The 24,909-nt window shown below is 66.7% G+C and carries 26 protein-coding genes and 1 pseudogene; 22 read left to right on the top strand and 5 right to left on the bottom strand.

The window, feature by feature from the left end; translation table 11 throughout:
* The first annotated feature begins 208 nt into the window (after positions 1 to 208).
* Together CH296_RS01115 and CH296_RS01110 are read left to right on the top strand one after the other, a co-directional pair.
* Positions 209 to 958 (top strand): hypothetical protein, encoded by a 750-nt coding sequence (locus CH296_RS01115; protein ID WP_094683822.1) that lies wholly within the window; start codon positions 209 to 211, stop codon positions 956 to 958.
* A complete protein-coding gene (locus CH296_RS01110; protein WP_094683821.1) occupies positions 951 to 1,463 on the top strand; it encodes a PIN domain-containing protein in 513 nt (170 codons plus the stop codon). The genes CH296_RS01115 and CH296_RS01110 overlap by 8 nt, the downstream gene beginning before the upstream one ends.
* A 283-nt stretch (positions 1,464 to 1,746) precedes the next feature.
* On the opposite strand, the gene CH296_RS28480 is transcribed toward CH296_RS01110, so the two are convergent.
* Together CH296_RS28480 and CH296_RS28730 are read right to left on the bottom strand one after the other, a co-directional pair.
* Positions 1,747 to 1,995 (bottom strand): hypothetical protein, encoded by a 249-nt coding sequence (locus CH296_RS28480; protein ID WP_143546295.1) that lies wholly within the window; start codon positions 1,993 to 1,995, stop codon positions 1,747 to 1,749.
* A 167-nt stretch (positions 1,996 to 2,162) separates the two neighbouring features.
* Entirely contained in the window at positions 2,163 to 2,309 is a 147-nt protein-coding gene (locus tag CH296_RS28730; protein ID WP_179277599.1) for a hypothetical protein, read from the bottom strand.
* A 91-nt stretch (positions 2,310 to 2,400) separates the two neighbouring features.
* On the opposite strand from CH296_RS28730, the pseudogene eccCb reads away from it, so the two are divergent.
* The 8 genes and pseudogenes from eccCb to glmM form a co-directional block, all read left to right on the top strand.
* A pseudogene (gene eccCb, locus CH296_RS01100) lies at positions 2,401 to 4,842 on the top strand (type VII secretion protein EccCb); the annotation flags it as partial.
* On the top strand, positions 4,839 to 6,293 hold the full coding sequence (locus CH296_RS01095; RefSeq protein ID WP_094683819.1) for a type VII secretion-associated protein: 1,455 nt from the start codon (positions 4,839 to 4,841) through the stop codon (positions 6,291 to 6,293). The pseudogene eccCb and the gene CH296_RS01095, both read left to right, overlap by 4 nt.
* 159 nt (positions 6,294 to 6,452) lie before the next feature.
* Complete coding sequence (locus CH296_RS01090; protein ID WP_176459470.1) at positions 6,453 to 6,818, top strand: WXG100 family type VII secretion target; 366 nt, start codon at positions 6,453 to 6,455, stop codon at positions 6,816 to 6,818.
* Positions 6,819 to 6,882: 64 nt separating this feature from the next.
* Positions 6,883 to 7,164, top strand: coding sequence for a WXG100 family type VII secretion target (locus CH296_RS01085; RefSeq protein WP_032397518.1), 282 nt, complete (start codon positions 6,883 to 6,885; stop codon positions 7,162 to 7,164).
* 124 nt (positions 7,165 to 7,288) lie between these two features.
* Positions 7,289 to 7,630, top strand: coding sequence for a TraR/DksA C4-type zinc finger protein (locus tag CH296_RS01080; protein ID WP_052050160.1), 342 nt, complete (start codon positions 7,289 to 7,291; stop codon positions 7,628 to 7,630).
* Positions 7,631 to 7,829: 199 nt separating this feature from the next.
* Positions 7,830 to 8,273: a 50S ribosomal protein L13 gene (gene rplM / locus CH296_RS01075; RefSeq protein ID WP_032397517.1), complete on the top strand. Its 444-nt coding sequence runs from the start codon at positions 7,830 to 7,832 to the stop codon at positions 8,271 to 8,273.
* Positions 8,270 to 8,794 carry a 30S ribosomal protein S9 gene (rpsI, locus tag CH296_RS01070; RefSeq protein WP_032397516.1) on the top strand — a complete coding sequence of 175 codons (525 nt, stop codon included), beginning with the start codon at positions 8,270 to 8,272 and terminating at the stop codon, positions 8,792 to 8,794. Before rplM ends, rpsI begins: the two co-directional genes overlap by 4 nt.
* A gap of 106 nt (positions 8,795 to 8,900) precedes the next feature.
* Positions 8,901 to 10,256: a phosphoglucosamine mutase gene (gene glmM, locus CH296_RS01065; RefSeq protein ID WP_094683818.1), complete on the top strand. Its 1,356-nt coding sequence runs from the start codon at positions 8,901 to 8,903 to the stop codon at positions 10,254 to 10,256.
* Positions 10,257 to 10,260: 4 nt separating this feature from the next.
* On the opposite strand, the gene CH296_RS01060 is transcribed toward glmM, so the two are convergent.
* Entirely contained in the window at positions 10,261 to 11,301 is a 1,041-nt protein-coding gene (locus CH296_RS01060; RefSeq protein ID WP_032397514.1) for an LLM class F420-dependent oxidoreductase, read from the bottom strand.
* A gap of 151 nt (positions 11,302 to 11,452) precedes the next feature.
* Here CH296_RS01060 and CH296_RS01055 point away from each other — a divergent pair, with 151 nt between their 5' ends.
* The 4 genes from CH296_RS01055 to CH296_RS01025 are packed head-to-tail and all read left to right on the top strand — an operon-like array spanning position 11,453 to position 13,903.
* Positions 11,453 to 11,758 carry a type VII secretion target gene (locus CH296_RS01055; RefSeq protein WP_094683817.1) on the top strand — a complete coding sequence of 102 codons (306 nt, stop codon included), beginning with the start codon at positions 11,453 to 11,455 and terminating at the stop codon, positions 11,756 to 11,758.
* Positions 11,755 to 12,183 carry a hypothetical protein gene (locus CH296_RS01050; RefSeq protein WP_094683816.1) on the top strand — a complete coding sequence of 143 codons (429 nt, stop codon included), beginning with the start codon at positions 11,755 to 11,757 and terminating at the stop codon, positions 12,181 to 12,183. The genes CH296_RS01055 and CH296_RS01050 overlap by 4 nt, the downstream gene beginning before the upstream one ends.
* Entirely contained in the window at positions 12,180 to 13,637 is a 1,458-nt protein-coding gene (locus CH296_RS28725; protein WP_179277598.1) for a hypothetical protein, read from the top strand. Before CH296_RS01050 ends, CH296_RS28725 begins: the two co-directional genes overlap by 4 nt.
* A complete protein-coding gene (locus CH296_RS01025) occupies positions 13,634 to 13,903 on the top strand; it encodes a hypothetical protein (RefSeq protein ID WP_143546293.1) in 270 nt (89 codons plus the stop codon). The genes CH296_RS28725 and CH296_RS01025 overlap by 4 nt, the downstream gene beginning before the upstream one ends.
* A 22-nt stretch (positions 13,904 to 13,925) precedes the next feature.
* On the opposite strand, the gene CH296_RS01020 is transcribed toward CH296_RS01025, so the two are convergent.
* On the bottom strand, positions 13,926 to 14,786 hold the full coding sequence (locus CH296_RS01020) for a dienelactone hydrolase family protein (protein ID WP_032397510.1): 861 nt from the start codon (positions 14,784 to 14,786) through the stop codon (positions 13,926 to 13,928).
* 98 nt (positions 14,787 to 14,884) lie between these two features.
* Here CH296_RS01020 and glmS point away from each other — a divergent pair, with 98 nt between their 5' ends.
* From glmS to tsaD, 8 genes are all read left to right on the top strand, one after another.
* The gene (glmS, locus tag CH296_RS01015) at positions 14,885 to 16,747 is read left to right on the top strand and encodes a glutamine--fructose-6-phosphate transaminase (isomerizing) (RefSeq protein WP_032397509.1); all 1,863 of its coding nucleotides are present in this window, start codon (positions 14,885 to 14,887) and stop codon (positions 16,745 to 16,747) included.
* An 8-nt stretch (positions 16,748 to 16,755) separates the two neighbouring features.
* Positions 16,756 to 18,189 carry an NAD(P)H-hydrate dehydratase gene (locus CH296_RS01010; protein ID WP_094683810.1) on the top strand — a complete coding sequence of 478 codons (1,434 nt, stop codon included), beginning with the start codon at positions 16,756 to 16,758 and terminating at the stop codon, positions 18,187 to 18,189.
* An 80-nt stretch (positions 18,190 to 18,269) separates the two neighbouring features.
* Positions 18,270 to 19,472, top strand: a complete 1,203-nt coding sequence (alr, locus tag CH296_RS01005; RefSeq protein WP_094683809.1) for an alanine racemase — start codon at positions 18,270 to 18,272, stop codon at positions 19,470 to 19,472.
* 3 nt (positions 19,473 to 19,475) lie between these two features.
* Complete coding sequence (locus CH296_RS01000; RefSeq protein WP_032397507.1) at positions 19,476 to 20,495, top strand: alpha/beta fold hydrolase; 1,020 nt, start codon at positions 19,476 to 19,478, stop codon at positions 20,493 to 20,495.
* Positions 20,488 to 20,997, top strand: a complete 510-nt coding sequence (gene tsaE, locus CH296_RS00995) for a tRNA (adenosine(37)-N6)-threonylcarbamoyltransferase complex ATPase subunit type 1 TsaE (RefSeq protein ID WP_094645370.1) — start codon at positions 20,488 to 20,490, stop codon at positions 20,995 to 20,997. Before CH296_RS01000 ends, tsaE begins: the two co-directional genes overlap by 8 nt.
* A gap of 52 nt (positions 20,998 to 21,049) precedes the next feature.
* Entirely contained in the window at positions 21,050 to 21,721 is a 672-nt protein-coding gene (gene tsaB, locus CH296_RS00990) for a tRNA (adenosine(37)-N6)-threonylcarbamoyltransferase complex dimerization subunit type 1 TsaB (RefSeq protein WP_094645369.1), read from the top strand.
* The gene (gene rimI, locus CH296_RS00985; RefSeq protein ID WP_032397504.1) at positions 21,718 to 22,209 is read left to right on the top strand and encodes a ribosomal protein S18-alanine N-acetyltransferase; all 492 of its coding nucleotides are present in this window, start codon (positions 21,718 to 21,720) and stop codon (positions 22,207 to 22,209) included. The genes tsaB and rimI overlap by 4 nt, the downstream gene beginning before the upstream one ends.
* Entirely contained in the window at positions 22,206 to 23,243 is a 1,038-nt protein-coding gene (gene tsaD / locus CH296_RS00980) for a tRNA (adenosine(37)-N6)-threonylcarbamoyltransferase complex transferase subunit TsaD (RefSeq protein ID WP_032397503.1), read from the top strand. Before rimI ends, tsaD begins: the two co-directional genes overlap by 4 nt.
* Here the strand turns inward: tsaD and CH296_RS00975 are convergent.
* Positions 23,228 to 24,856, bottom strand: a complete 1,629-nt coding sequence (locus CH296_RS00975) for an Hsp70 family protein (protein ID WP_094683808.1) — start codon at positions 24,854 to 24,856, stop codon at positions 23,228 to 23,230. The genes tsaD and CH296_RS00975 overlap by 16 nt on opposite strands.
* Positions 24,857 to 24,909 lie beyond the last annotated feature (53 nt).

The following is a 24,909-nucleotide window of genomic DNA, read 5'->3' as shown; positions in this document are numbered from 1 at the left end:
ACTTGCTTGCAACATCGCCACAACTGTCGTGACTGTGGTGCTTTATCTCGACACTCGGACTCGCCGAGACTGACGTTCGTATGGGGGGCCTGACGGAGCTTCCCCAGTTTGGCTGCGACTCGGCACTGTCTGATTCGGCGGCTTTGAGAACAGATCTGGCTTAGTCTGTCGTACCGGGCATGCACAATGACGGTCGAAGGGAGGGCAGATGGCGGCAGACGATGTCCAGATCACGTTGAACGGTCAGCATGGGTTGATAGACCCCATGGCTGTTGCCGATGCACTTTCAGCCCTCGACAAGATTATTCGCAGTTTCGAAGGAGTAGAAGCACCCAATCTGCGCCTATCGGACCTGCATGTCAGTAGCGCGGTCATGGGCGTGCGAGCGGACGAAGGCCGCGTTACAACGCTGCACGAAGGTGTCGAAGAACTCCGTGCAGGGACAGGTGCCATTCCACCTGGTTGGAGATCGGACTCGCTTCGCGCGCTGATCGAATTGGAGAAGGTTGGCGCGAAGGCTGGGGTGGAGAGCGTCCGCATGAAGATCGGTGACGCGGTCGCTGATATTGATCGTGTCTTGGCCGACAATGCACGCGCGTTATTGGAGCACTCAACGAAGTCGCTCGGTGCAGTCAGAGGTGTCCTCTACCGTTACACCAACGACTCATCTCGACGCTCCGCAGGTCTCCGTGAGGTCAATGACCAGCGAGCCATTGCCTTAACTTTCCCAGCTCGCCTCGCGGGTGACATTAAGCGCCTCCTTGACCAGGAGGTTGAGGTCTGGGGCGTAATGCACCGTGATCTAGAGGGGGAGCTGAACAAGGTTGACGTAGAAGGCCTGGAAGCGATACCTGTCGTGAACGCTCAGATTGCGCTCGATGACGTAGCCGGCATTCTCGGTCGTGACTGGACAAATGGGCTGGGGTCCGTGGAATGGGTGAGGCAGCAGCGTGAGTAGTCAACTGAAACGTGTGGTTGTAGATACTTGTGTAGTTGTGGACTTGCTCACGGGCGAGGAACCCGAGTGGGCCGAGCGAGCACGGTGGCTGCTCGCTGGGCATGGTGAGCTGCACGAAATCGTATTGCCCGCCATTGTTGTCGCTGAGATAGCTGGATGCCCGGTGATGCTTACGGACGACAAGGTGCCGGTGGACGTTCGAGAAGAGCGGACTGCCAAGGCTCGCGACTGGATTCACGGCAGTGGTTTCGTTGTCGCGGAGCTTTCGGAGAATTTGGCGCGGCGATCTGCGGAATTGGCCGTGCAGCACCGACTTCGGGGCGCAGACGCAACTGTATTGGCTACCGCTATGCAATGGGGGGAAGCGCTGTTCACGCGCGATCGGCGCTTGTTGGGATGCAAAGTGCCGGGACTTAGCATCGAAGTGCCACGAGAGGTTCCATCCCCACCAGAATCGGAGATGACCCTTTACGACGATGACGCGTTCGACTCCTCTCGGATTTGATTGACCGGCCCTGCGGGGCTCGCCCAGACCGGACGGAGCTTCGCCCTGTGTCTTGATGCCCCAGTGGAGCGCCCCAGTGTTGGCCCGCTGACCGTCTCATCCCACGACTCATAGCCGCCCACGCTTGGAGGCGTGAGCGGCTGCGAGTTGACTCCACTGCCGGGGATCAGTCGACGGCGAAGCTCTCCCGGCCAGGTTCGCGGGAGATTGTCAGCACAAGCAACTGGGAGCGGTCGGTTAACGTCTGACTCGCGCAGATAGCGACGTAGAGTGGCAGGCGGCCCTAATTTCCGTGCAGGCGTTCCAGCTCGCGCACAGCGCAAATGAGGGCGTCCCGCATCGCGCGCGCCTGCTCAAGGTCCAACACTTCCCGGCACTCCACCGCAACACCGTGCACGGCGGGCCGTGCGGGCTCCGTGAGCGTGGCGGGTTGTTCGTAGGTCTCAACCTCCACGATTGCGTTCGAGATTGCGACACTCGAATGCGTCGTGATCGCGGGCTGAGGATCGCGGGCGAGGTCGGTCGGGTGCACGTGCCGCAAGGTGCCGTCTCCGACAAATCGCACGAGTACGCCGCTGACGGTGGGCCATACGACTGTGACGGGTTGGCGGTGCCGTCCGCTGATTCCGACGTGTACGGCGCTCGTGCGGGGTGCGCAGTCTGTGTGCTTGAGTCGCAGGTGCTCTGCGACAACGGCGTTCATGCGAGCCACCCGAGGGCCTGTGCCGCGTGGCAGATGCCCACGAATACCGGGTAGAGGCTGAGGCCGGCCAGGATGGTTACGACGTAGGCGCGGCTGTATGCGCGCTTGTCGGTGGGTGCGGATATGTTTCTGTGCAGGCTCATGACGGCTCGTTTCCGTTATTGGGCTGAGGCTCTGGCTGCGGGAGGGAAGCCCGCGCCAGGGCCGTTCTGACGCTTACGGTGTGTCACTCTCACATGCAGCGGCCTGGAGTCGGCACCGCACGTGGCCGCGGTCATCACCAACCTGTCCGAGGACCTGGCGTTGGTGGATCGAATGCGCGATGCGCTGGCCGGTGAGATGAACCGTCGGCAGGAATCGCTGCGTTCGGCCGGCAACTTCGCGAACGTCTCCGACTACGAGAGGGCACGAGCCGCGGGAGCGGATCTGGCGCCGATGCCCGCCTTGTTCGTGGTTGTCGACGAATTCTCGGAATTGCTCAGCCAGCAACCGGAATTCGCCGAGTTGTTCGTCGCGATCGGTCGGCTCGGACGTTCTCTGCACATGCATCTGCTGCTCGCCAGCCAGCGCCTCGAAGAAGGAAAGTTACGCGGTCTCGACAGTCACCTGTCCTACCGAATAGGCCTGAAGACGTTCTCCGCGAACGAGTCTCGATCGGTGCTCGGAGTTCCCGACGCCTATCATCTACCTGCACAACCGGGTGCGGGCTACCTCAAGTGCGATTCGGCCGAGATCGTCAGGTTCGCCGCGGCGTACGTCTCCGGCCCGTACTCGCCGCCGCGTTCCGGTCCTGGCGTTCGGCCCTCACTCGGAGGCGACATCGGGCCGAAACCCTTCACCGCCTACGCGGTACCGCTCGACTCGGTCGATCTCGGCCGCATCGAGGCTGCCACTGCGCCCGAGGCAGAACCGGATCCGGTCGACTCCCGGAGCACCGGCCCGACGGTGCTGGATGTGGTCGTCGGACGAATTCGGGGTCGCGGAACGCCGGCCCACGAGGTGTGGTTGCCGCCGCTGGACACCGCACCGACCTTGAACCGGTTGCTGCCCGACTCGGTTCTGACCGAGCGCATCGGTCCGCTCGCCGCCCTGCGTGCCCCGATCGGCATCATCGACCGGCCTTTCGATCAGCGCCGTGATCTGCTGACCGTCGATCTGTCCGGTGCTGCGGGCCACGTCGCCATCGTCGGTGCCCCGCAATCGGGTAAGTCGACGGCGCTTCGGTCGTTGATCCTGGCGCTCGCGATGACGCATTCGCCGGCGCAGGTCCAGTTCTACTGCCTGGATTTCGGCGGCGGAACGCTGGCCGGGCTGGCCGATCTGCCGCACGTCGGATCGGTGGCCAACCGGCTCGATGTCGACCGGGTTCGGCGGACCGTGGCCGAGGTCGCCGGCGTCGTTCGGCAGCGAGAGAAGACCTTCCGTGATCGCGGGATCGACTCGATGGCGGAGTTCCGACGGCGTCGTGCAGCGCACCCCGTCGACCCCGAGGATCGGTTCGGTGACGTCTTTCTCGTCATCGACGGCTGGCCGTCCATCAGGTCCGATTTCGAGAGTCTCGAACAGCAGATCGCAACCTTGACGACGCAGGGCCTCGCCTTCGGTCTGCATCTGATCCTCACCGCCTCTCGGTGGGCGGAAGTTCGGCCCGCGACCAAGGACCTGATCGGTACTCGACTGGAACTGCGGCTGGGAGATCCGTCGGATTCGGACATGGGCCGAGCCAAGGCCGCGAGCGTTCCCGAGGGGCGTCCGGGCCGGGGTATGACCAGGGACGGACTGCATCTGCTGATCGCACTTCCACGAGTGGACGACGTCTGTTCCGTCGACGGACTCTCTCGCGCGGTCGGTGAGTCGGTCGCCGCGATCGCGGCTGCATCTGCGGGAACCCCGGCACCGCCGGTGCGCATGCTGCCCGAGCTGCTCGAACGATCCGCGATCGTCGATCGGCTCGGTGATACGTGGCCACGAATCCGCGGCGGTATCCCCGAGCTCGGAGTTCCCATCGGCATCGACGAAGCCGAGTTGGCGCCGGTCGTGGTCGATTTCGCGGAGAATCCACACTTCGTCGTGTTCGGTGACAGCGAGTGCGGCAAGACTTCTCTGTTGCGCGGAATCTGTCGATCGCTCGTCGAGGCGAACTCGTCCGACACCGTCAAACTCGTCGTCGCCGACTACCGCCGAACTCTCCTCGGCGCAGTCGATTCCGAGCATCTGGCCGGGTACGCGGCCTCGCAGGCGACGCTGACGGCCATGCTCGTCGACCTCGCGGGCCGCATGGCCGACCGCATGCCGGGGGCGGATGTGACCCAGCAGCAGCTTCGCGAGCGGTCGTGGTGGAACGGCCCCGAGGTGTTCGTCGTCGTCGACGATTACGATCTGGTCGCCACGTCGTCGGGAAATCCGTTGGCCCCGTTGGTGGAACACCTTCCCCATGCACGAGACATCGGGCTGCATCTCATCGTGGCGCGTCGTTCCGGCGGGGCAGGCCGGGCTCTGTTCGACCCGGTGATCGGACGGCTGCGCGATCTGGTCACGCCAGGACTGGTCATGAGCGGAAGCCGCGACGAAGGGAATCTGCTCGGGACGGTACGTCCCAGTGCCATGCCGCCCGGACGTGGGGTGTTCGTCGACCGCTCGGGCCAGGCACTCGTTCAGCTCGGACATTCGAGTTGACGAGCCCCTCGTGGCGTTATGCCGCAGTGCATCTGGGCTACACGCAGATCTCCGTCGTCGCGACGGCCGGAGCCTTCGAGGGTCCGAGAGAGAGCGTCGGATCGGCGTTCGCCACGGCCGAGGGTGGTCGTCTGGTGTTCGGCCGGGGCACGGAGGGAGACGAGATTTCGCCCCTGCTCTGTATCGACGATGCGTCGGTCCCGGTGGGGAGCTCGGTGTGGGACCGGGAGGCGGTACTGCACGGAATCGTGTGGTCGGCCCTGAACGGTGCCGGGGTGCACGACCGACTCGACGTGCTCGAGATCGCGTATCCATCGACCTGGGGCGAGCAACGGACGAGCATCCTTCGTGCACTGTTTGCGACCTCGGCGAACGAGGTGGTGCTCGTGGAGACGGCCGAGGCGGCCCTGTCGTGGTCGGGTGAACGCGCGCCGTCCGCCGCGGTCGTCGTCGAAGTCGGGCCTCTCGACACGTCCGTCGTCGTTCTCGACGAATCGGGGGCGCACGGCGGAGACACCGGCGCGATCCTGCCCTTCGGTACGGGTGACGACGACGGTTGGCGACGAGCGGTCGGGGAGTACGTCCGGTCGTCGGTCACGAACTGCCCCGACGAGGTGTACGTGGTGGCGGCGCCCCGCGTCGGAGAGGATCCCGTCGCCGATCACCCCACTCGATGGTTGACCGGACTCGATGTCGCCCGGTCGCTGTATCGGCGAGCCGGGGCGGATCTCGTCCCCGTGCCATCGGTCCGTGCTGCGACGACGCGATCGGCGGCATGGCTCGACGACGTGGCCGCCCCGCCGCGGCCGCGGGAGAAGCGGCGTCCCCAGCTGCTCGCGGCCGTGAGTGCGGCAGCAGCGGTCATCGTATTCGTCTGCGCAGCTGTGCATTTCACCGGACGTCCTCCCGTTGCTTCCGATAGCGTTGCAGCGCAACCGTTGTCGCCTACCGAGGCCCCGAGTGCTGTGTCGTCCCTCGTCGAACCGTTACCGACCACGACGACCGACCCGCCGACGCCGGTCGAGACGGTGACGTTCGTGTCCGGGCGGGTGTCGATGCGGTTGCCGGACACCTGGACGAAGGTGGACGAAGCGGACCGCATGGTGCTGATTCCGCCGACCCCACCCGAGCGTCGGATCGTCGTCACCGTGGCAGAGCTGTCACCGGGTTCGACGCAGCAGCAGGTTGCCGACGAGCTTCGGTCGGCCATCGATGCCCGTGGGCCGGATTCCACCATCGGATCGCTCGAATCCACCCGCGATTTCGGCGGCCGCGTCGGGATCGCCTACACCGAGAGACCGATCGACGACTCGACGGTGCTGTGGCGCGTGTTCGTCCAGTCCGACCTTCAGGTCAGCATCGGCTGCCAGTTCGAGGGAGACGACGCGACGGTGATCGACGCCGAATGCGGTCAGGCAACGCAGACTTTGGACATCGTTGCGCCGTCGTGAGAGCGGCCCACAGTTTTTCGTGCACGGCCGGAACCGAATCGAGGGGTCGTTGCGTCCAAGGAGATGTAGGGGAGTGAGCGGGCCGACAGTGGCCTCTCGGTCGATCGGCACGTGCGCCGCGGGTGCATGTGAATCGAGTATCGGAGACAAGGAGTCGAAGTGGGATATCCAGGGGGACCGGAAGTTACGGGTTCGTCGAACGGCGTCACGGTCACACCGCAGGAGCTCGTGGCCGCCGGTGCCACGATCGAAGGCCTGAGTGTGTCGATCAACGCGTCCAATTCGGCCGTTCGGTCGATCGTCGAGCAGACCGCCGAGGCGTGGGTCGGCAAGGCAGGCAAGTCTTTTCAGGACGTCATGGCTCAGTGGGACACCAGTGCGCAGAAGATGCGGAGCGCGCTCGAGCAGATCTCCGCGGACATCAAGACGAACGGCCACGGCTACTCGGACGCCGACGACGACAACGTGTCGGCCGTGAACCAGGTGGCCGGATCGCTGAATTCGGGACTGTCCTCGTTCAGGTGAACGTGCATCCGGTGACCACACGACAATCCACACGACCACGCTCGACCAAGGAGACCGATCCGACATGAAATACGACTTCGCGCAGATCGCGGCGCTGACCGAGGCGATGAACAAGCAGGCGAACGTGACCAAGGACCTTCTCGGGGACGTGGACAGCACCGCGAAGCGGCTCTACCAGTCGTGGGAGGGCGACGCGATGACGTCCTACTACGAGCTGCAGCGTCAGTGGAGCTCTGCATCCGACGAGCTCAACCTCATTCTGTCGAGCCTCGTCGCGGCCGCCCGCACCGGTGGCGAGACGATGCACGGCGTCGAGATGGCCAACAAGGCGCGGATGGCTCGCTGACCCGTCGTCACGACGAGCGGAAGCCCCGACCGAGACCTCGGTCGGGGCTTCCGTCTTCATCGAGCTCGGTTCTCGTGAGCCGGAGAAACTGGTCACGACGGCGGTCCGGGTGTCTACTGGTTCGGTGACGGACGTCGGAGCAGTACTGGGGGCCGAGCGGTCTCGTGCCGACCGTCGACTGGCGTCGCTTCGGGCCGAACTGGCGTCGGTGATCGAAGGATCGCGGCTGACCACCGACGACGACGAGCACGATCCCGAGGGGTCGACGATCGCGTTCGAGCGAGCGAAGATCGCCGCGCTGATCACCGACACCGAGTCGGAGATCCGCGAGATCGACGCGGCGGTCTCGCGGCTCACGGCCGGAACCTACGGTTCCTGCGAGCGGTGCGGAAGCGAGATCCCGGCGATCAGGCTCGAGGCTCTTCCCGCTGCCCGTCGATGCATGCAGTGTGTGCGCTTGCGCTGACGAGGTCGACGAGTCGAGGCGTCGACGAGCGGAGGTGTTTTGACCTGGGCGTCCGCTCCCGGTATCGTTCCCCGTTGGCGTGTATGGGCTCGCCGCGTACTTCTGTGCGTATCGAGCTCTTGTCCTCGGGTCTCAACTGGCCGCCGAGGGCATCCACTCGTCTTGGCCAGCAGCGACATCATGAAGACAGGAATTTTCTGTGTCTACTTACGCCCCGAAGGCCGGGGACACCACCCGGACGTGGCATGTGATCGACGCCACGGACGTCGTGCTCGGACGCCTCGCCGTCCAGGCCGCGACTCTGCTCCGCGGTAAGCACAAGCCCACCTACGCACCCAACGTCGACGGTGGCGACTTCGTCGTCATCATCAACGCCGAGAAGGTTGCCATCAGCGGCAACAAGCTCGACGGCAAGTTCCACCACCACCACTCCGGCCATCCGGGCGGTCTGAAGTCGCGCTCGACCCGTCAGGTCCTCGAGAGCAATCCCGATCGTCTCGTGGAGAAGGCCGTCGTCGGCATGATCCCCAAGAACAAGCTCGGTAATGCCATCGCGAGCAAGCTGAAGGTCTACGCGGGACCGAACCACCCGCATGCCGCTCAGCAGCCCGTTCCGTTCGAGATCAAGCAGGTGTCCCAGTGACGGCGCCGGAGGGAAATGACGTGACGTCGCAGGAGAACATCGAAGAGATCGCCGCCGACGAGTTCGTGGCAGTCGAAGATCCCGAGGTCGTCTCGGACATCGAAGCCGCAGCCGCTCCGGCCCCGATCGTGTTCGATCGCCCGATCCAGACCGTCGGTCGCCGTAAGGAAGCCGTCGCTCGCGTTCGGCTGTCCTCGGGCACCGGCGGATTCAAGCTCAACGGCCGTACCCTCGAGGATTACTTCCCCAACAAGGTGCACCAGCAGCTGATCAAGGCTCCGCTCGTTCTGGTGGACCGCGCAGAGTCCTTCGACATCGTTGCGCTGCTGCACGGCGGCGGACCGTCGGGACAGGCAGGCGCACTGCGTCTGGCCATCTCGCGTGCACTGATCGAGCTCGCACCCGACGATCGCCCGCCGCTCAAGGCCGCGGGCTACCTCACGCGCGACGCGCGTGCAGTCGAGCGCAAGAAGTACGGCCTGAAGAAGGCCCGTAAGGCGTCGCAGTACTCCAAGCGCTGACGCGTCTTACCCGTTTCATCCTCGAGGGCAGGCATCCAGCAGTATCGGACGCCTGCCCTCGAGGCATTTTCCACCACATTCTCTCCGCTCGAAGGGGTCTTGGTTCATGGCGCGATTGTTCGGCACCGACGGAGTTCGGGGACTTGCGGGCGGGGTTCTGACCGCTGAGCTGGCGTTGAGGATCGCGCGAGCCGCAGCCGCCGTGTTGGCACCGAACGTCGACGGCGTCAGGGCCGTCGCAGTGGTCGGTCGTGATCCGCGGGTGAGTGGGGCGATGCTGAGCGCAGCCGTGTCCGCCGGACTCACCGCGTCGGGTGTCGACGTCATCGACGTCGGCGTACTGCCCACACCCGCAGTCGCCTACCTCACCGCCGAATACGACGCGGCGCTCGGCGTGATGATCTCGGCGTCCCACAATGCGATGCCCGACAACGGAATCAAGATCTTCGCTGCCGGTGGACACAAGCTGGACGACGACGTCGAAGACCGGATCGAAGCTGCCCTCGATCCCGAGGGGCGCTCCCGGAACGACGAACAGCCCTACGACGCCACCGGTGCCGCGATCGGCCGTATCGAACTCGCGCACGACGCCGCGGCGCGCTACACCGAACATCTGGCCGGATCGGTATCGCATCGACTCGACGGCGTGACCGTCGTGGTCGATTGCTCGCACGGTGCCGCCTCGGTCGTCGGGCCCGAGATCTACCGGCGGGCCGGTGCGACGGTCGTGGCGATCAATGCAGAACCCGACGGTCTGAACATCAACGACGGGTGCGGGTCGACGCACCTGGAGGGCTTGCAGAAGGCCGTCGTCGAGCACGGAGCCGACCTCGGGATCGCGCACGACGGCGACGCGGACCGATGCCTCGCCGTCGATGCGTCGGGTTCCGTGGTGGACGGCGACGCGATCATGACGGTACTGGCCATCGCGATGCACGACGCGGGCCACTTGACCGACGACACGTTGGTCGCGACGGTGATGAGCAACCTCGGTCTGCACATTGCGATGCGCGAGGCCGGAATCACGTTGCGCACCACCGCGGTCGGAGATCGGTACGTACTCGAGGAGTTGCGCCGCGGCGGCTTCGCGCTCGGTGGCGAGCAGAGTGGACACGTGGTGCTGCCCGCGGTCGGAACGACCGGAGACGGGATCGCCACGGCGCTGCGACTGATGGAGCGGATGGCGCAGACCGGGCGTTCGCTCGCGGATCTGGCGTCGGCCATGCGGACCCTGCCGCAGGTGCTGATCAACGTGCGCGTGTCCGACAAAGCAGCGGTGGCGTCGGCACCGTCGGTGTCGGACGCGGTGGCGTCGGCCGAACGGGAACTCGGTGAATCGGGGCGAGTTCTGTTGCGCCCCAGCGGTACCGAGCAGTTGGTGCGTGTGATGGTCGAAGCGTCCGAACTCGACGTCGCGACCCGGCTCGCCGAAGAGCTGGCGGGCCGGGTCGCGTCGGTCTGACGTCTCAGGCGGTGAGTTCGCGCAGTGCGGTCAGCTGCGCGACGCGTCCTGCGGTGTTCTCGGCGAGCGGCGCGACGTTGAGAGTGGTCACACCGGCCTCGGCGAAAGCTGCCACTCGCTCCTTGACGAAGCTTTCCGGGCCGATGAGGTTGACCGCGCGAGCGAGCTCGTCGGGCACGGCCGCGGCGGCCTCCTCCTTCTTGCCTGCCAGGTACAGGTCCTGGATCTTCTCGGCCTCGGCCTCGTACCCGTATCGCTGGGCCAAGGAGTTGTAGAAGTTCTTGCCCTTGGCTCCCATGCCGCCGATGTACAGCGCCAGGTGTGGCTTGACCCAGGGGAGGTACTTCTCCGCATCCTCGCCGATGGCGAGGGTGGGACTCGCGAAGACCTGCAGTTCGCCGAGTGACGGGTCACGCTTGGCCTTGCCTGCGGCGAGCGACTCGCCCCACACGTCGGCGGCCTTCTCCGGGAAGTAGAAGATGGGCTGCCAACCTTCGGCGATCTCGGCGGTGAGTTCGACATTCTTGGGTCCGAGCGCGGCGATGACGACCGGAATGCGGTCGCGCACAGGGTGATTGATCAGCTTCAGGGGCTTGCCCAGGCCGGTTCCCCGGTCGGCGGGCAGTGGAATCTGGTAGTACTTGCCCTGGTGCTGCACCTTCTCACGGCGCCAGACCTGGCGGCAGATCTCGATGACCTCGCGGGTTCGGGCGATGGGTGCGTCGTACTTGACGCCGTGGAAGCCCTCGACGACCTGTGGTCCCGACGCGCCCAGTCCGAGTACGAACCGGCCGTCGGAGACGTAGTCGAGACCGGCGGCGGTCATGGCGGTCAGTGACGGAGTCCTGGTGTAGATCTGGAAGATGCCGGACGCGATCTTGATCGTGCTCGTCTTGGCCGCGAGGAACCCGAGTTGGCTGACGGCGTCGAACGAGTAGGCCTCGGGCACGAAAATGATGTCGAGACCCGCCTTCTCGAGCTCGGCCACCTCGGCGACGGTCTCGTTGAAACCACCGCTGTAGTTCAGCATCGTTCCGATGTGCATGGGACTCCTCGTTCGGTGAGCAGCTGGTGCAGCCACTTCAGGTACCTGTTACTGACATTTCACATCGGGACGTTACCGCTCTCTGCGGAACCGATGTGAGTCGGCGCACGTCATAGTGAGATAGGGGCACTGCGAGGGGGGACGGGAACGTATGAGCGATGGGGTTCGGGTGGACGTGGACCGAGTTCGCGGCGTGGCGGATTCATTGGCGTTGTCGGCGGAGGCGCTCGGCGACGCAGCCGATTCCGTGGCGGACGCAGGCTTCGGTACCGCGGGGGCAGGACGGAACTACGGTGACCTGGGTGCTGCCTATTCCCAGGCGCACCTCGGGCTCGGGCGTGCCGTCAGGGCCTGGCGGTCCTCGGTCGAGGACATTTCCGAAGCCCTCACCACCGCGATGAACGAGTACGAGCAACAGGACGACTCCGCCTCGTACGCGATCGAGTCACACCGGTGACACTTCCGTCGGCCTCGTCCGGTGACGGGGCGTCGATCGACGACATTCTCGATGCCAACGCAGAAGGACTGCTGTACTTCGAGCGCTTCCTGCCGCTGGCGAGCCGCGTTCCGGGCGTCGACGTCCCGCGATATCAGGACGTGTGCGCCAGGTACGACGAGCAGCGCGGACTGAACTTGGGCGCGCTCGGAGCCGATGCCGACGCCGTCGGGACGGTGTCCGCCGTACTCACCGATCAACTCGAGGAGCAGGTGCAACTCCGCCGGGTCCTTCAGTTGCGGTGGCACGGTGATGCGGGGGAGGCGGTTCGGACCTACCTCTCGGCCGAACAGGAGAAGGCTTCTCAGTTCCTGGCGTCGATCGAGGACTCTCATCAAACGATGTGTGCGGCCGTCGACGTTCTCCGTGACGCCGTGACGCCGTGACCGACAAGGCCGAGCTCGTCGGCGGCATCGACATCGAGCTGGTGGACGGCAAAGATGTCGACCAGATCGACGCGATCGTCGTTGCGTCGGGAATCGAGTGCCTCCCGGTAGATCGAGAGGCGGTGTTCCCGCGATTGGCGTCTGCGTTCGAGGATCTGAAGGACAGGGCGCTCGGCGGTGATGTCTCCGACGAGTTCGCCGCCGAGGTGACCGAACGCTGCAGGCGATGGATCGACACCGAGTTCGTACCGCGGGTGCAGGGTACGTGCGAGGCAGTCCTCGCAGCATGTACTGCCACGGACGTCGCCGTCGAAAGATGTCTGGCATTGGTGGTGGACGTTCTGGGAAGTGTTCACGAGCCATCGTTCGGCGAAGTCGACGAGAGCAGTTGGGCGATGGAACCCGGGGCGTCGGCGCTGTGGCCGCGGCCCGACGGCTCGTCCGTCGACCTGGGTCCGGCCGAGATCGGTTCTGCACCGGCCGTTTCCGGAGCCGAACTTGCAGCCGTCGGTTCGGCCGCGGTCGGACCTGCGGCGGTCGGACCTGCTGCCGGACCTGCGGCGGTCGGACCTGCTGCGGTCGGACCGGCGGCGTCAGTGCCGGGCGGCCACGGACCGGCCGGCGCAGACACCGTGCTTTCGGCCGGATATCCGACCGCTGACAACCCCGCCGGTGACGAGGTGGGGGATTCTCTGGACGGGCTCGTGGATCGAGTCGTCGCCGGCATCGTCGACCGGATCGACGATGCTCTGACCGAGACGATCGACGGTCGAGATCTCGACGGTTCCGGCGACACCGCAGTCGAGAGCCGGGCCGGTGAGAACGACACGAAGGACGCTGCTCCGGACGGGACTGGCGACCGGCGACCCGAGCCGGCTCCGCTGCCGCCGCCCGGGCAGGCGTCGCCCACGCCCGGCGACGAGCGTGGTCATCTCGAGGCCGAGCTCGATGGGCATCGGGCCCGCATCGCGCTCGAACACGACGGTGTGGTGTCCCTCGAACTCGAGACTCCCGGACTCGGAACACGCTCGTTCGAGATGAGAATCGGACCGTTCGGCCTACCCGAGATCGTCGAGATTCCCGGAGTCGCCGACGCGGTGGACGTACCGGCTCCGGCTTCGGCGTTGCCGTCCGAACCCGTGCTCTCGTCCGAACCCGTGCACCCGTCCGAACCGGTGCCTGCGACCGAGCCGGTCCCTGCGGCGGAATCGGTGCTCCCATCCGAGCCGGTGCCTGCGACCGAGCCGGTGCCCAACCCCGAGCCGGTCCCTGCGACCGAGCCGGTGCTTCCGTCCGAAGCCGATTCGGATGTGCAGGCGCAGTGCTCACCCGAATCGCCCGACCTCGAGCAGCCTGCCGAACAACACCCGGTGGCTGCCCACAGACCGGTGGAGGATGCACAGCCCGCCGCCCCGAGCACGGGTGCGGGCCTGAGCGAAGCAGGGGCGCTGTGAGCACCGACACTGGGTGGCGACGGAAGTTGCATCGAATACGCGACGAGCACCGGGCCGCGATGTCGCGGGCGGCCGAGGCGTTGAGCCGGGCGCAGGCTCCTTCGGTCGACCGAGACGACCGACGTTCGGCCGAGGTGAGCGGAGCGGACTCCGACGTCGAGCCGAGGTCGGGCTCGGTGCTGCAACCGGCTCACCTGGACCGGCGAGAACCCCCACCGCGTGTCGAGACCGACCCCAACGACGGGCCGCGATCGTGGCTGGTGTGACACCGTTCGGTGACGATGGGGGCTAGCCCCGTCCGAGCAACGCCTTGATCGAAGCCGTGGCCTTGGGCTTGGGCTGCTCGTCCAGTGGTGCATGTGGATCGACCGCTCGGGTGCCGTCGATGTCTCCTGCGGTTCCGGCCAGTTCTTCGTAGTCGGAGTCGCCGGTCAGATGAAACAGCAGGAAGGCGGTCAGGACGGCGCGGGTGCGTTGCTGAGTCTTGCGGTCGGGCTTGTTGATGCCGAGTGCGCCGAGGATCCGGCGGCCTTCGACGAATCCGTCCGCCGTCGAGCCGTCGACTCGCCGCAGAATGGACGGTCCGTTCCAGGCCTGGGCGAGCGCGAGTGAGTTGTCGGTGAGCGAGTCGGCGTTCGAATTGTCTCCGACGACGAGTCCCGGCACGGTGAGGCCCGCGGCGGCGTCCTCGGACGAGGGTGCCGTCGGAGCGGGGAACAGCGCGGCGACGGCCTTGATGTCGGATCGCCGGGAGGCGGCGAGAACTGCGGTGCCTGCCCCCATCGCGTGACCGGCCGTGGCGAGTTTGTCCGGATGCACGCTGATGTTGCCCGGGCCCAATCGGACGCCCGTCATGATGTCGAGCACAGTGCCCAGATCGGTGGCAAGACCGCGATGGGACGGTACGAGCCCGCGCTCGGTATCCGGTGCCGCAACCACGATGCCCCAGGACGCGAGATGCTTCAGGGTGTCGGTGTAGTGCTGGGGGCGCAGCATCCAGCCGTGTGCGAAGGCCACGCCGGGCAGGCCGAAGCCCTCGGCGGGGGTATAGACGACACCGGGTTGCCCGGCGAGGGCCAGGTCGCCTCGGAGCACCTTGTGCGGGCCGCGCTTGGAGAGAGCAGATGCCAGCTTCTTCGGTTTCGCCACGAGAGATGACGCTACCGAACCGCGGCGCGTCAGGTGACGGGGACACGTCCACCCGAGCGAATGGGTCGTGCGCGCCCCGCCGAGTACCCTGATTGTCCATGTGCGGAATCGTGGGTTACGTCGGCCACCGCCCAGCTCTGGGTGTGGTGGTCGAGGCGCTTCGGCGTATGGAATATCGGGGTTACGACTCTGCGGGCATAGCAATTCTCGACGGCGCGGGAGCGACGGCAGTCGAGCGCAAGGCCGGTCGCCTGGCCAATCTCGAAGCGGAACTGGACGACATCGGCACCGACACGTTCGTCGGCACCACCGGAATGGGACACACCCGTTGGGCGACGCACGGCCGTCCCACCGACCGCAACGCGCACCCGCATCGGGACGCGTCCGGCACCGTCGCGGTGGTGCACAACGGCATCATCGAGAACTTCGGTCCGCTGCGTGCGGAACTGGAAGCAGTCGGAATCGAGTTCCTGTCCGACACCGACACCGAGGTGGCCGTCCATCTCGTCTCGCGGGCATACGCCGACGGCCCGACGGCCGGCGATTTCGTGGCCAGCGCGAAAGCAGTTCTGCGTCGCCTCGAGGGTGCGTTCACCCTGGTGTTCACCCATTCCGATCACGCGGACACGATCGTCGCGGCTCGTCGCTCGACGCCCCTGGTACTCGGTGTCGGCGAGGGTGAGATGTTCCTCGGGTCCGACGTCGCTGCGTTCATCGAGCACACCCGCGACGCCGTCGAACTCGGTCAGGATCAGGTCGTCGTCATCACCGCCGACGGCTACGACATCAGCGATTTCGAGGGCAACGAGGCGCAGGGACGTCCGTTCCGAATCGACTGGGACCTGGCAGCCGCCGAGAAGGGCGGCCACGACTACTTCATGCTCAAGGAGATTCAGGAGCAGCCCGCTGCTGTGGCGGATACGTTGCTCGGTCACTTCGACAACGGTCGAATCGTGCTCGACGAGCAGCGATTGTCCGACCAGGAGCTGCGCGACGTCGACAAGGTGTTCGTCGTGGCCTGCGGTAGCGCGTACCACTCCGGCCTGCTGGCCAAGTACGCGATCGAGCACTGGACCCGGCTGCCGGTCGAGGTGGAACTGGCCAGCGAATTCCGGTACCGCGACCCGGTTCTCGACCGTTCGACCCTCGTCGTGGCCATCTCGCAGTCCGGTGAGACTGCGGACACACTCGAAGCCGTTCGGCACGCCAAGGACCAGAAGGCGCGGGTTCTCGCGGTGTGCAACACCAACGGCTCGCAGATTCCACGTGAGGCCGACGCTGTGCTCTACACGCGGGCCGGTCCGGAGATCGGCGTCGCGTCGACCAAGGCCTTCCTCGCCCAGGTGACCGCGAACTATCTCGTCGGACTGGCGTTGGCGCAGGCACGCGGCACCAAGTACCCCGACGAGGTCGCGCGCGAATTCGCCGAACTCGAAGCGATGCCCGAGTTGGTGCAGCGGGTGCTCGAGACGGTCGAACCGGTTCGGGCACTCGCGCGCGAGCTCTCGACGGCCACGACCATTCTGTTCCTCGGCCGACACGTCGGATACCCCGTTGCTCTCGAGGGCGCGCTCAAGCTCAAGGAACTCGCGTACATGCACGCCGAGGGTTTCGCGGCGGGCGAGCTCAAGCACGGTCCCATCGCGCTCATCGAGGACGGTGTCCCGGTGATCGTCGTGATGCCTTCGCCCAAGGGTCGGGCGGTGTTGCACTCGAAGATGCTGAGCAACATTCGCGAGATTCAGGCGCGTGGGGCGAGAACGGTCGTAATCGCCGAAGAAGGCGACGAGGCAGTGCGGCCCTTCGCGGACAACTTGATCGAGATCCCGGCGGCCTCGACGCTGTTGCAGCCGCTGTTGTCGACGATCCCGCTTCAGGTCTTCGCCGCCGAGGTCGCCCAGGCACGCGGCTACGACGTGGACAAGCCGCGCAACCTGGCCAAGTCCGTCACCGTCGAGTAGCGATCGGCATGCGCGGCTACTACACACCCGAGCAGATTCGAAACGCGGAAGCGCCGCTGCTGGATTCCCTGCCGAACGGCGTGCTGATGCGCCGGGCCGCGTACGGATTGGCCGCGGTCGTGGCAGGCGAGCTGACCGTGCGTACGGGCGGCGTCGTGGGGCGGCGGGTGACGATTCTGGTCGGTACCGGCGACAACGGCGGCGACGGTCTGTGGGCAGGGGCGTTCCTGCGTCGGCGCGGCGTCTCGGTGTCGGCACTCCTTCTCGATCCGACGCGGGTGCACCCCGAGGGTCTCGCGGCCCTGAGATCGTCGGGCGGACGCGTGGTGAGCAGGTGCGGACCTGCCGATCTCGTGGTCGACGCCATCGTGGGCATTTCCGGCAAGGGCCCGTTGCGGCCCGATGCTGCTGCGGTGGTCGAGCAGATCACTGCTCCGATCGTGGCCGTGGACGTGCCCAGTGGAGTCGACGCGGAGACCGGTGCGGCACCGGGGCCTGCCGTGACGGCCGCTGTGACGGTGACGTTCGGTGCGCGCAAGCCGGTTCACGCGCTGGCCGTACCTCGTTGCGGCCGAATCGAACTCGTGGACATCGGCCTGGAGCTGCCGGCTCCGGCGATGACGTCCTTCGAGCCGGTCGACGTGGGACGGATATGGCCGATCCCGGCAGCTACCGACGACAAGTACTCGCAGGGGGTTGTGGGTGTTCTGGCCGGCAGCGACACGTTCCCCGGTGCCGCGCTGCTCTGTGTGGGAGCGGCGGTCGCGGCGACCTCCGGAATGGTCCGCTACGTGGGAACCGCAGGCGCAGAGGTTGTCTCGCACTACCCGGAGGTCGTGTCCGCCCCGAATCTCGACGCGGCAGGGAAGGTGCAGGCGTGGGTGGTCGGTCCCGGATTCGGCACCGACGAGGAGTCGGCGGAGATCGTGCGTCGAGTTCTGGACACGGATCTGCCCGTCGTCGTCGACGCGGACGCGCTCACGGTCCTCGCCCGCAACGAGCGCTGGGTCGCCGGACGTGCGGCACCGACTCTGCTGACCCCGCATGCCGGGGAGTTCGCCCGCCTGACCGGATCCGACCCGGCACCCGACCGAGTGGGATCGGTCCGAGATCTCGCCGCGCGCTGGGGCGTCACCGTGCTCCTCAAGGGACGAGCGACGATCGTCGCCGATGCGGACGGCACCACGTTCGTCAGCGACGCCGGAGGGTCGGCGGCGTCGACCGCGGGCTCGGGCGACGTACTGTCGGGCATCCTCGGGGCCCTGCTCGCGTCGGGTATGGCACCGTCCACTGCGGCTGCCTGCGGCGCGAAGGTCCACGCACTGGCCGCGGCCCGTGCGGCTCACGGGTCGGACGGAGAGTTCGCGGCACCCATTTCTGCGAGCCCACTGTGCGAGTCCATCCGCGACGCCATCCGAACCGTGCGCTCGCTCACGATGTGACCCCGGTCGTGCGTGGCCCACGTTCGATGTCGGATGTGTCACGGGTTGTGGCACCCTGATCCGTCGTATCCGCGGCTCGGATGGCACTATCGAATGTTGTGAGTATCGGTTGTGGCGACGAGGAGACCGATCCTCGGACGGGTTCGGGTGCCGTCGCGACCGTCGACCTCGACGCAGTTGCGCACAACGTCCGCGTGTTGCAGCAGTTCGCCGGGGACGCCGCCGTGATGGCGGTCGTCAAGGCCGACGGATACAACCACGGTGCCGTCGAGGTAGCACGCGCCGCGGTCGCCGCGGGGGCGCAGGAGCTCGGCGTCACCACCATCGGTGAGGCCCTCGAGCTCCGTGCTGCTGGTGTGACCGTCCCGGTGTTGGCGTGGTTGCACCGAACGGACTCCGATTTCGCAGCGGCGATAGCCGGGCAGGTCGGGATCGGGGTATCCACGGCTGCCCAGCTCGACGCCGTGGTCGACGCTGCACGCAGGGTCGGTTCCACCGCTGATCTCTCGCTCAAGATCGATACCGGGCTCAATCGCAACGGGGTCGCGGAACCGGATCTCGACGCCGTTCTCGACGCTACTGCGCTCGCGGTCGCGGAGGGCGCTGTGCGATTGACCGGAATGTTCTCGCATCTGGCCTGCTCCGACGAACCGGCTCACCCCGCCAACGACGCCCAGGCCGAGCGGCTTCGCGACGCGGTGCGGCGAGCCACCCGGCGCGGAACCCCTCCCGCCGTCGTGCACCTGTCCAACTCGGCAGCGGCGCTGACCAGACCCGATCTCGGTTTCGACATGGTCCGCCCGGGTATTGCTCTGTACGGCCTGTCCCCGGTGCCCGAACTGGGAACGTTCGAACTGCACCCTGTCATGACTCTCACGGCGCAGGTGGCGAACATCAAGAAGGTGAGCGAAGGTGAATCTGTGTCCTACGGCTACACCTGGACCGCTCCCGCCGACACCGTGGTCGCCCTCGTCGCTCTCGGATACGCCGACGGGGTCGTCCGCCGCCTCAGCGGGCGGTTCGAGGTGACCATCGCAGGTCGTCGCTATCCCTCCGTCGGGCGCGTGTGCATGGATCAGTTCGTCGTCGACCTCGGCGGCAGTGACTCGGGTGTCGCAGTCGGCGACGAAGCGTTACTGTTCGGACCGGGGGACAGGGGAGAGGCGCACGCCCAGGATTGGGCAGACGCGCTCGAGACCATCAGCTACGAAGTCGTGACCGGCGTTCGTGGACGTGTTCGGCGACGGTTCGTCGGCGCTCGCTCAGGGGAGGCGACGATCTAGATCATGCTCGGATTGCTGGAGAGTATTGCAATTGTGGTGCGCGAGACGGCGTTCCGGTCCAACAAGGACCCGCTGGCCACCGAGAACCTCGACCTGATGGACGCAGACCGGGGCAGCATCGTCACGGCGGACGACGGTGTACCCCTCGCGGTGCGCGAGGTGGGTCCGGCGGACGCCGAGACCACCGTGATCTTCGTCCACGGTTACTGCCTGCGCATGTCGTCCTGGCATTTCCAACGGCGGGCGCTCGAACAGCAGTGGGGTTCGACAGTGCGCATGGTCTTCTACGACCAGCGCGGTCACGGGCGTTCCGGGGTACCGAGCCCGGAGAGCTGCACCATCGGCCAGCTCGGCCTCGATCTCGATGCGGTGATCCGCTCGGTGGTACCACGCGGACGCATCGTTCTGGTCGGGCACTCGATGGGCGGCATGTCGATCCTGTCCATGGCGCGGCAACGGTCGGAGGTTCTGCGGCAGCGAGTCATCGGAGCGGTCCTGATCTCGACGACTGCTGCCGGTCTCGCGCAGTCCGGGGTGGGTCGTAGTCTGCAGAACCCGGCGGTCGATGCGTTCCGCGCGGCAGTGCGGACGTCACCGGGCCTGGTGCAGTTCGGCCGCGGCGCGGTACGTGCGCTCATCTCGCCGGTCCTGCGCGCGGCGTCGTACGGCACCCGGGTCTCGCCGCGGTTGGTGGCGTTCTCGCAGTCGATGATCGACGACACCTCCGTCGTCACGATCGTCAACTTCCTCGAGACGCTCGAGTTGCACGACGAGTCCGAAGCGCTGCTGGAATTCGAGAACATTCCGGTGTCGGTGGTGTGCGGGGACGAGGATTGGATCATTCCGTTCGCCAGCTCGGAGGCTCTCGCTCAGGCCCTGCCGCGTTCGGAGATGGTGCGGGTGCGCCAGGGTGGGCACCTGGTTCAACTCGAATTCCCCGAACAGGTCAACGGCGCGATACAGCGGCTCGTGGCACGGGCGACGGAGGCCGCGGGCAAGAAGCGACGGTGGGGCGTTGTCTGACGAGCCGCTGACCTTGCCGGTGGACGTCGAATTGGTCACTGCCGCAGACACCGCCGAGTTCGGTGCGCGACTGGCGGACGTTCTGGTCGCAGGCGATCTGGTGATCCTCGACGGCCCGCTCGGGGCCGGAAAGACCGCCATGACCAAGGGGATCGCGGCCGGACTCGGTGTGCAGGGCCGCGTCACCTCGCCGACGTTCGTCATCGCGCGAGAGCATCGGCCCGGCCCACGGCCCCGTGGGCTACCGCCGGTTGCGCTGGTCCACGTCGATGCTTATCGGCTCGGGATGACGGGGCAGTCGGCCGTCGACGAACTCGATGCACTCGACCTCGATACCGACCTCACCGACGCCGTCGTCGTGGTCGAGTGGGGCGAGGGATTGGTCGAGAAGCTGACGGACGGCCATGTGTCGGTTCGTCTGACGCGTGATCCGGACTCCGATGTTCGCCGCGCGACGGTGAGTCGGGTGCCCGGCCGGGCGGATCCGCGAGATCGATCCTGACCGGGTACCGGGTGTGCGGCCGAATCCCCGGTGACGGGTAATCTGAAATATCGTGCTTGTACTTGCCGTCGACACCTCGACCCCCGCCGTCACCGCAGGTGTGGTGAGCCTGACCGAGTCCACGGCCGGTGCAGCGACCACGACGCTCGCCACCCGGGTTCGAGTGGACGCGCGATCGCACGCTGAAATCCTGACGCCCAACATCGTCGAGTGCCTGGCCGAGGCCGACATCACCGCAGCCGAACTGGGTGCCGTCGTCGTGGGCGTGGGCCCCGGGCCCTACACCGGCCTACGGGTGGGAATGGCGACGGCTGCGGCGTTCGGGGACGCACTCGGTCTTCCGGTATACGGCGTGTGCAGTCTCGACGCCATCGCCGCAGATGTCTCCGAGCCCGGGTCGCTTCTGGTGGTGACCGATGCGCGCCGACGCGAAATCTACTGGGCGCGTTACGAAGCCGGCGTGCGGGTGGCGGGACCCGACGTTGTCGCCCCGGCCGAGCTCGATAGTCTCGGAGTCGACGCGGTCGCTGGATCGGCCCCGCATGCTGCGGCATTCGAACTTCCGATTCGTGATGTGCAGGCGCCGTCCGCAGCCGGATTGGTTGCGGTTGCTGCCGCCGATATCGGCAGCGGTATCGTCCCGGGCCCGCTCGTCCCGTTGTACCTGCGCCGCCCCGACGCCAAGACGCTCGACGAGCGCGCCGCAGCGAAGGCTGCGAAGTGACGGTGTCGATCGAGTCGATGACGGCGGCGGACGCTGCTCGGTGCGCGTACCTCGAGACCGTGCTGTTCCCGGGTGACGACCCGTGGGCCGAGGATGCGTTCATCGCGGAACTGGCGGCACCACACAATCATTACGTCACGGCGCGGGAGAACGGTGAGGTCGTCGGCTACGCAGGCATCTCTCTGTTGGGGCAGCCGAGCCGCGGAGCGTTCGTCGTCGGAGAGTCCGAGGTGCACACCATCGGTGTCGATCCGGCGCATCACCGCAGAGGAATCGGCGGGCGACTGCTCGACGAACTGCTGCGCGTGGCCGACGAGCACGGTGGGCCGGTCTTTCTCGAGGTCCGCACCGACAACGAGCCTGCCATCGAGTTGTACCGACGCGAAGGGTTCGAGATCGTGGGCACCAGGGCGAAGTACTACCAACCGAGCGGGGCCGATGCCTTCACCATGCGTCGGTTCGAGAAGACGGAAGGACCGGCCCGATGATCGTCATGGGTATCGAAAGTTCCTGCGACGAAACAGGAGTCGGGATCGTCCGGTGGGGCGGGGCAGGCACGTGCGAACTGATGGCCGACGAGGTGGCCTCGAGTGTCGACGAACACGCGCGGTACGGCGGAGTGGTGCCCGAGGTGGCGTCGCGCGCGCACCTCGAGGCCATCGTGCCGACCATGCGGCGGGCTCTGGCAGCCGCGGACATCGAGCGTCCCGACGCCGTCGCGGTGACGATCGGACCGGGGTTGGCAGGGGCCTTGCTGGTCGGGGTTGCCGCCGCCAAGGCCTACGCCGCGGCCTGGGGTGTGCCCTTCTACGCGGTGAACCACCTCGGTGGGCACGTCGCGGTCGACACGCTCGAGCACGGGCCGATGCCGTCGTGCGTGGCACTGTTGGTCTCGGGTGGTCACACTCATCTGCTGCACGTGGACGATCTGTCTCGGCCGATCGCCGAGCTCGGGACCACCGTCGACGACGCAGCCGGGGAGGCCTTCGACAAGGTTGCACGACTGCTGGGATTGGGCTATCCGGGTGGTCCGGCCCTCGATGATGCTGCGCGCGAAGGTGATCCGGCCGCGATCGCGTTTCCCCGAGGAATGACCGGCCCACGCGACGCCCGCTACGACTTCTCGTTCTCCGGGGTCAAGACGGCTGTCGCCCGGTTCGTCGAGGCCCGGCAGCGCGCGGGAGATCCGATTCCGGTCGCGGACATCGCCGCGTCCTTCCAGGAATCCGTCGCCGATGTCCTGACGATGAAGGCCGTCCGTGCGGCGACCGACGTCGACGTCGACACGATAGTTCTGGGTGGGGGTGCCACCGCCAACTCTCGCATCCGTTCGCTGATCGAAAGCCGTTGTGCCGAGCAAGGTTTGACGCTCAGAATTCCGAAGCCGCGACTGTGTACCGACAACGGGGTGATGATCGCGGCACTGGGCGCGCACCTGGTCGCGGGCGGAGCACAGCCTTCGGCCTTGACCGCAGTGACCGATCCCGGCCTGTCGGTCGCGATCAGTCAGGTGCCCGGCTGAGGGGCCTGCGTGGACGCGGCGGTGGTCTCGGACGAACGGGTTGTCGACGGCACGGCCGCGGACAGAGGCTCACTCGAGGGGGCCGGTGCAGGCGGTGACCACACCGTCGGTGGTGCCGTCAGTTCCGGCGTGGGCTCCGAACCGCTGACATCGGTGGTCGGCGCGCCGATCGACTCGGTCGGCACCGGCGTGACCTCGGTCGTCGGTACCGGCACGATCTCGGTCGTATCGCTCGGGTCCGAAGACTCGATCGGTTCGGAAGGCCCACCCGGAATCGTGGTGACCGAGGTCGGCGGTTCGATCGGAACTGCGGTGGTGACATCCGGGGACGCAGGATTCGACGTGGGATCGATCGGCCATTCGATCTGCGGGAGATCGGGGGCCGGCCGCAGCGTCGGGGTGCTGGTCGGCGCAGCGGTGGTCGTGAACCGAGCCGACGATCCGTCGCCGTCGACGGAGGTTGCCGTCGGGTCGGACCGATCGCCCGGGGCGAGCCCAGCGGTGGGGAGGTTCTCGTCGGGGGACCAGCCCTCGGTGACCGGCGTACCGGCGTCGCTCGATTCGGTCGCGTCGCGGGCGGTACTTCCGGCCGGTGAGACGTTGGGATCTTCGGCCGGTGCCATCGTCTGCACACCGTAGGCGAGTACCAGTCCGCCCGCGACGACGGCAGCCGCGATCGCACCGGAGTATCGGCTCATCCGGCTCGCGGTGTTGTGCGTGGCCGAGACGAGTTGGTACCCACCACCGACGGCCGATGCGGCGACGGCAGCAGCGCCGACGGCAAGAACGGCGTCGGGTTCCGGCAGTCGAACGACCGGGGCGTGGAACATGTCGGTGAGCGTGGACGCGAGCAGGGGAATGTGCGCCCCTCCGCCGATCAGCACGATGACCTCGGGTTCGTGAGTGCTCTCGTCGAACACCCGCCGGACGAACCGAGCGGCGGTGTCGAAGATCGGGGTCACGGCGGCTTCGAACGCGTCACGGGTGACCGTCAGCGGGATTCCGCTGTAACGCTCGATGCGGACCTCGTCCTCCTGGGAGAGGCGTTCCTTGATCGATCGGTACCTCGCGGAGCCGATTCCTCGGTTGTCGCGGATGTCGTCCCGAAGATTGTCACGGGTCATGTCCTGCACGAGGTTCTTGACGAGCACGTCGAGTGCGTCGCCGGCGACGGCGTCCGACCGGCCGTGCGCCAGTACCGTCTCGGCGGTCCGATCGGTGACGGTGACCGACATGCCCGAGGCTCCGAGATCGACCAGCGCGATCGTGTCGTACCGGTCGATCAGGCCGGTGGTCGCCAGATGCGCGGACGCGGCTGCGGACTCCGGCACCAGTCGAACGTCACGAGTGGTGTGGGCCAGCGCCGCGCGAATGCCCGCAGCGTGCTCCTCCGTGCGGTAGGTGACGGCGATCGCGTCGGGGGACCGGTGGCCGGGGATCAGGGAGGCCATGAGTTCTATGGCCGAGGTGACCAGATCGCCGATGTCGGTGTTGGCTTGACGGTCGGCCGAGACCGTTCGGTACTCGACCGTGCGAGAACCGTCGGTGTCGACGGTGACGAGGGCTGCGCACACGACCTCGGATCCGGTGGATATGCCCACTCCTACCCGCATGCTTCACCTCCCGCCCCTGTGTATCTGTCGGAAATCGACTGCCCTGAGTGCCT

This window comes from Rhodococcus sp. 14-2496-1d (assembly GCF_002259365.1).
GTDB lineage: Bacteria > Actinomycetota > Actinomycetes > Mycobacteriales > Mycobacteriaceae > Rhodococcoides.
Note: the sequence above shows the minus strand (reverse complement) of the source record. Positions and strands in the feature narration are given on the sequence as shown.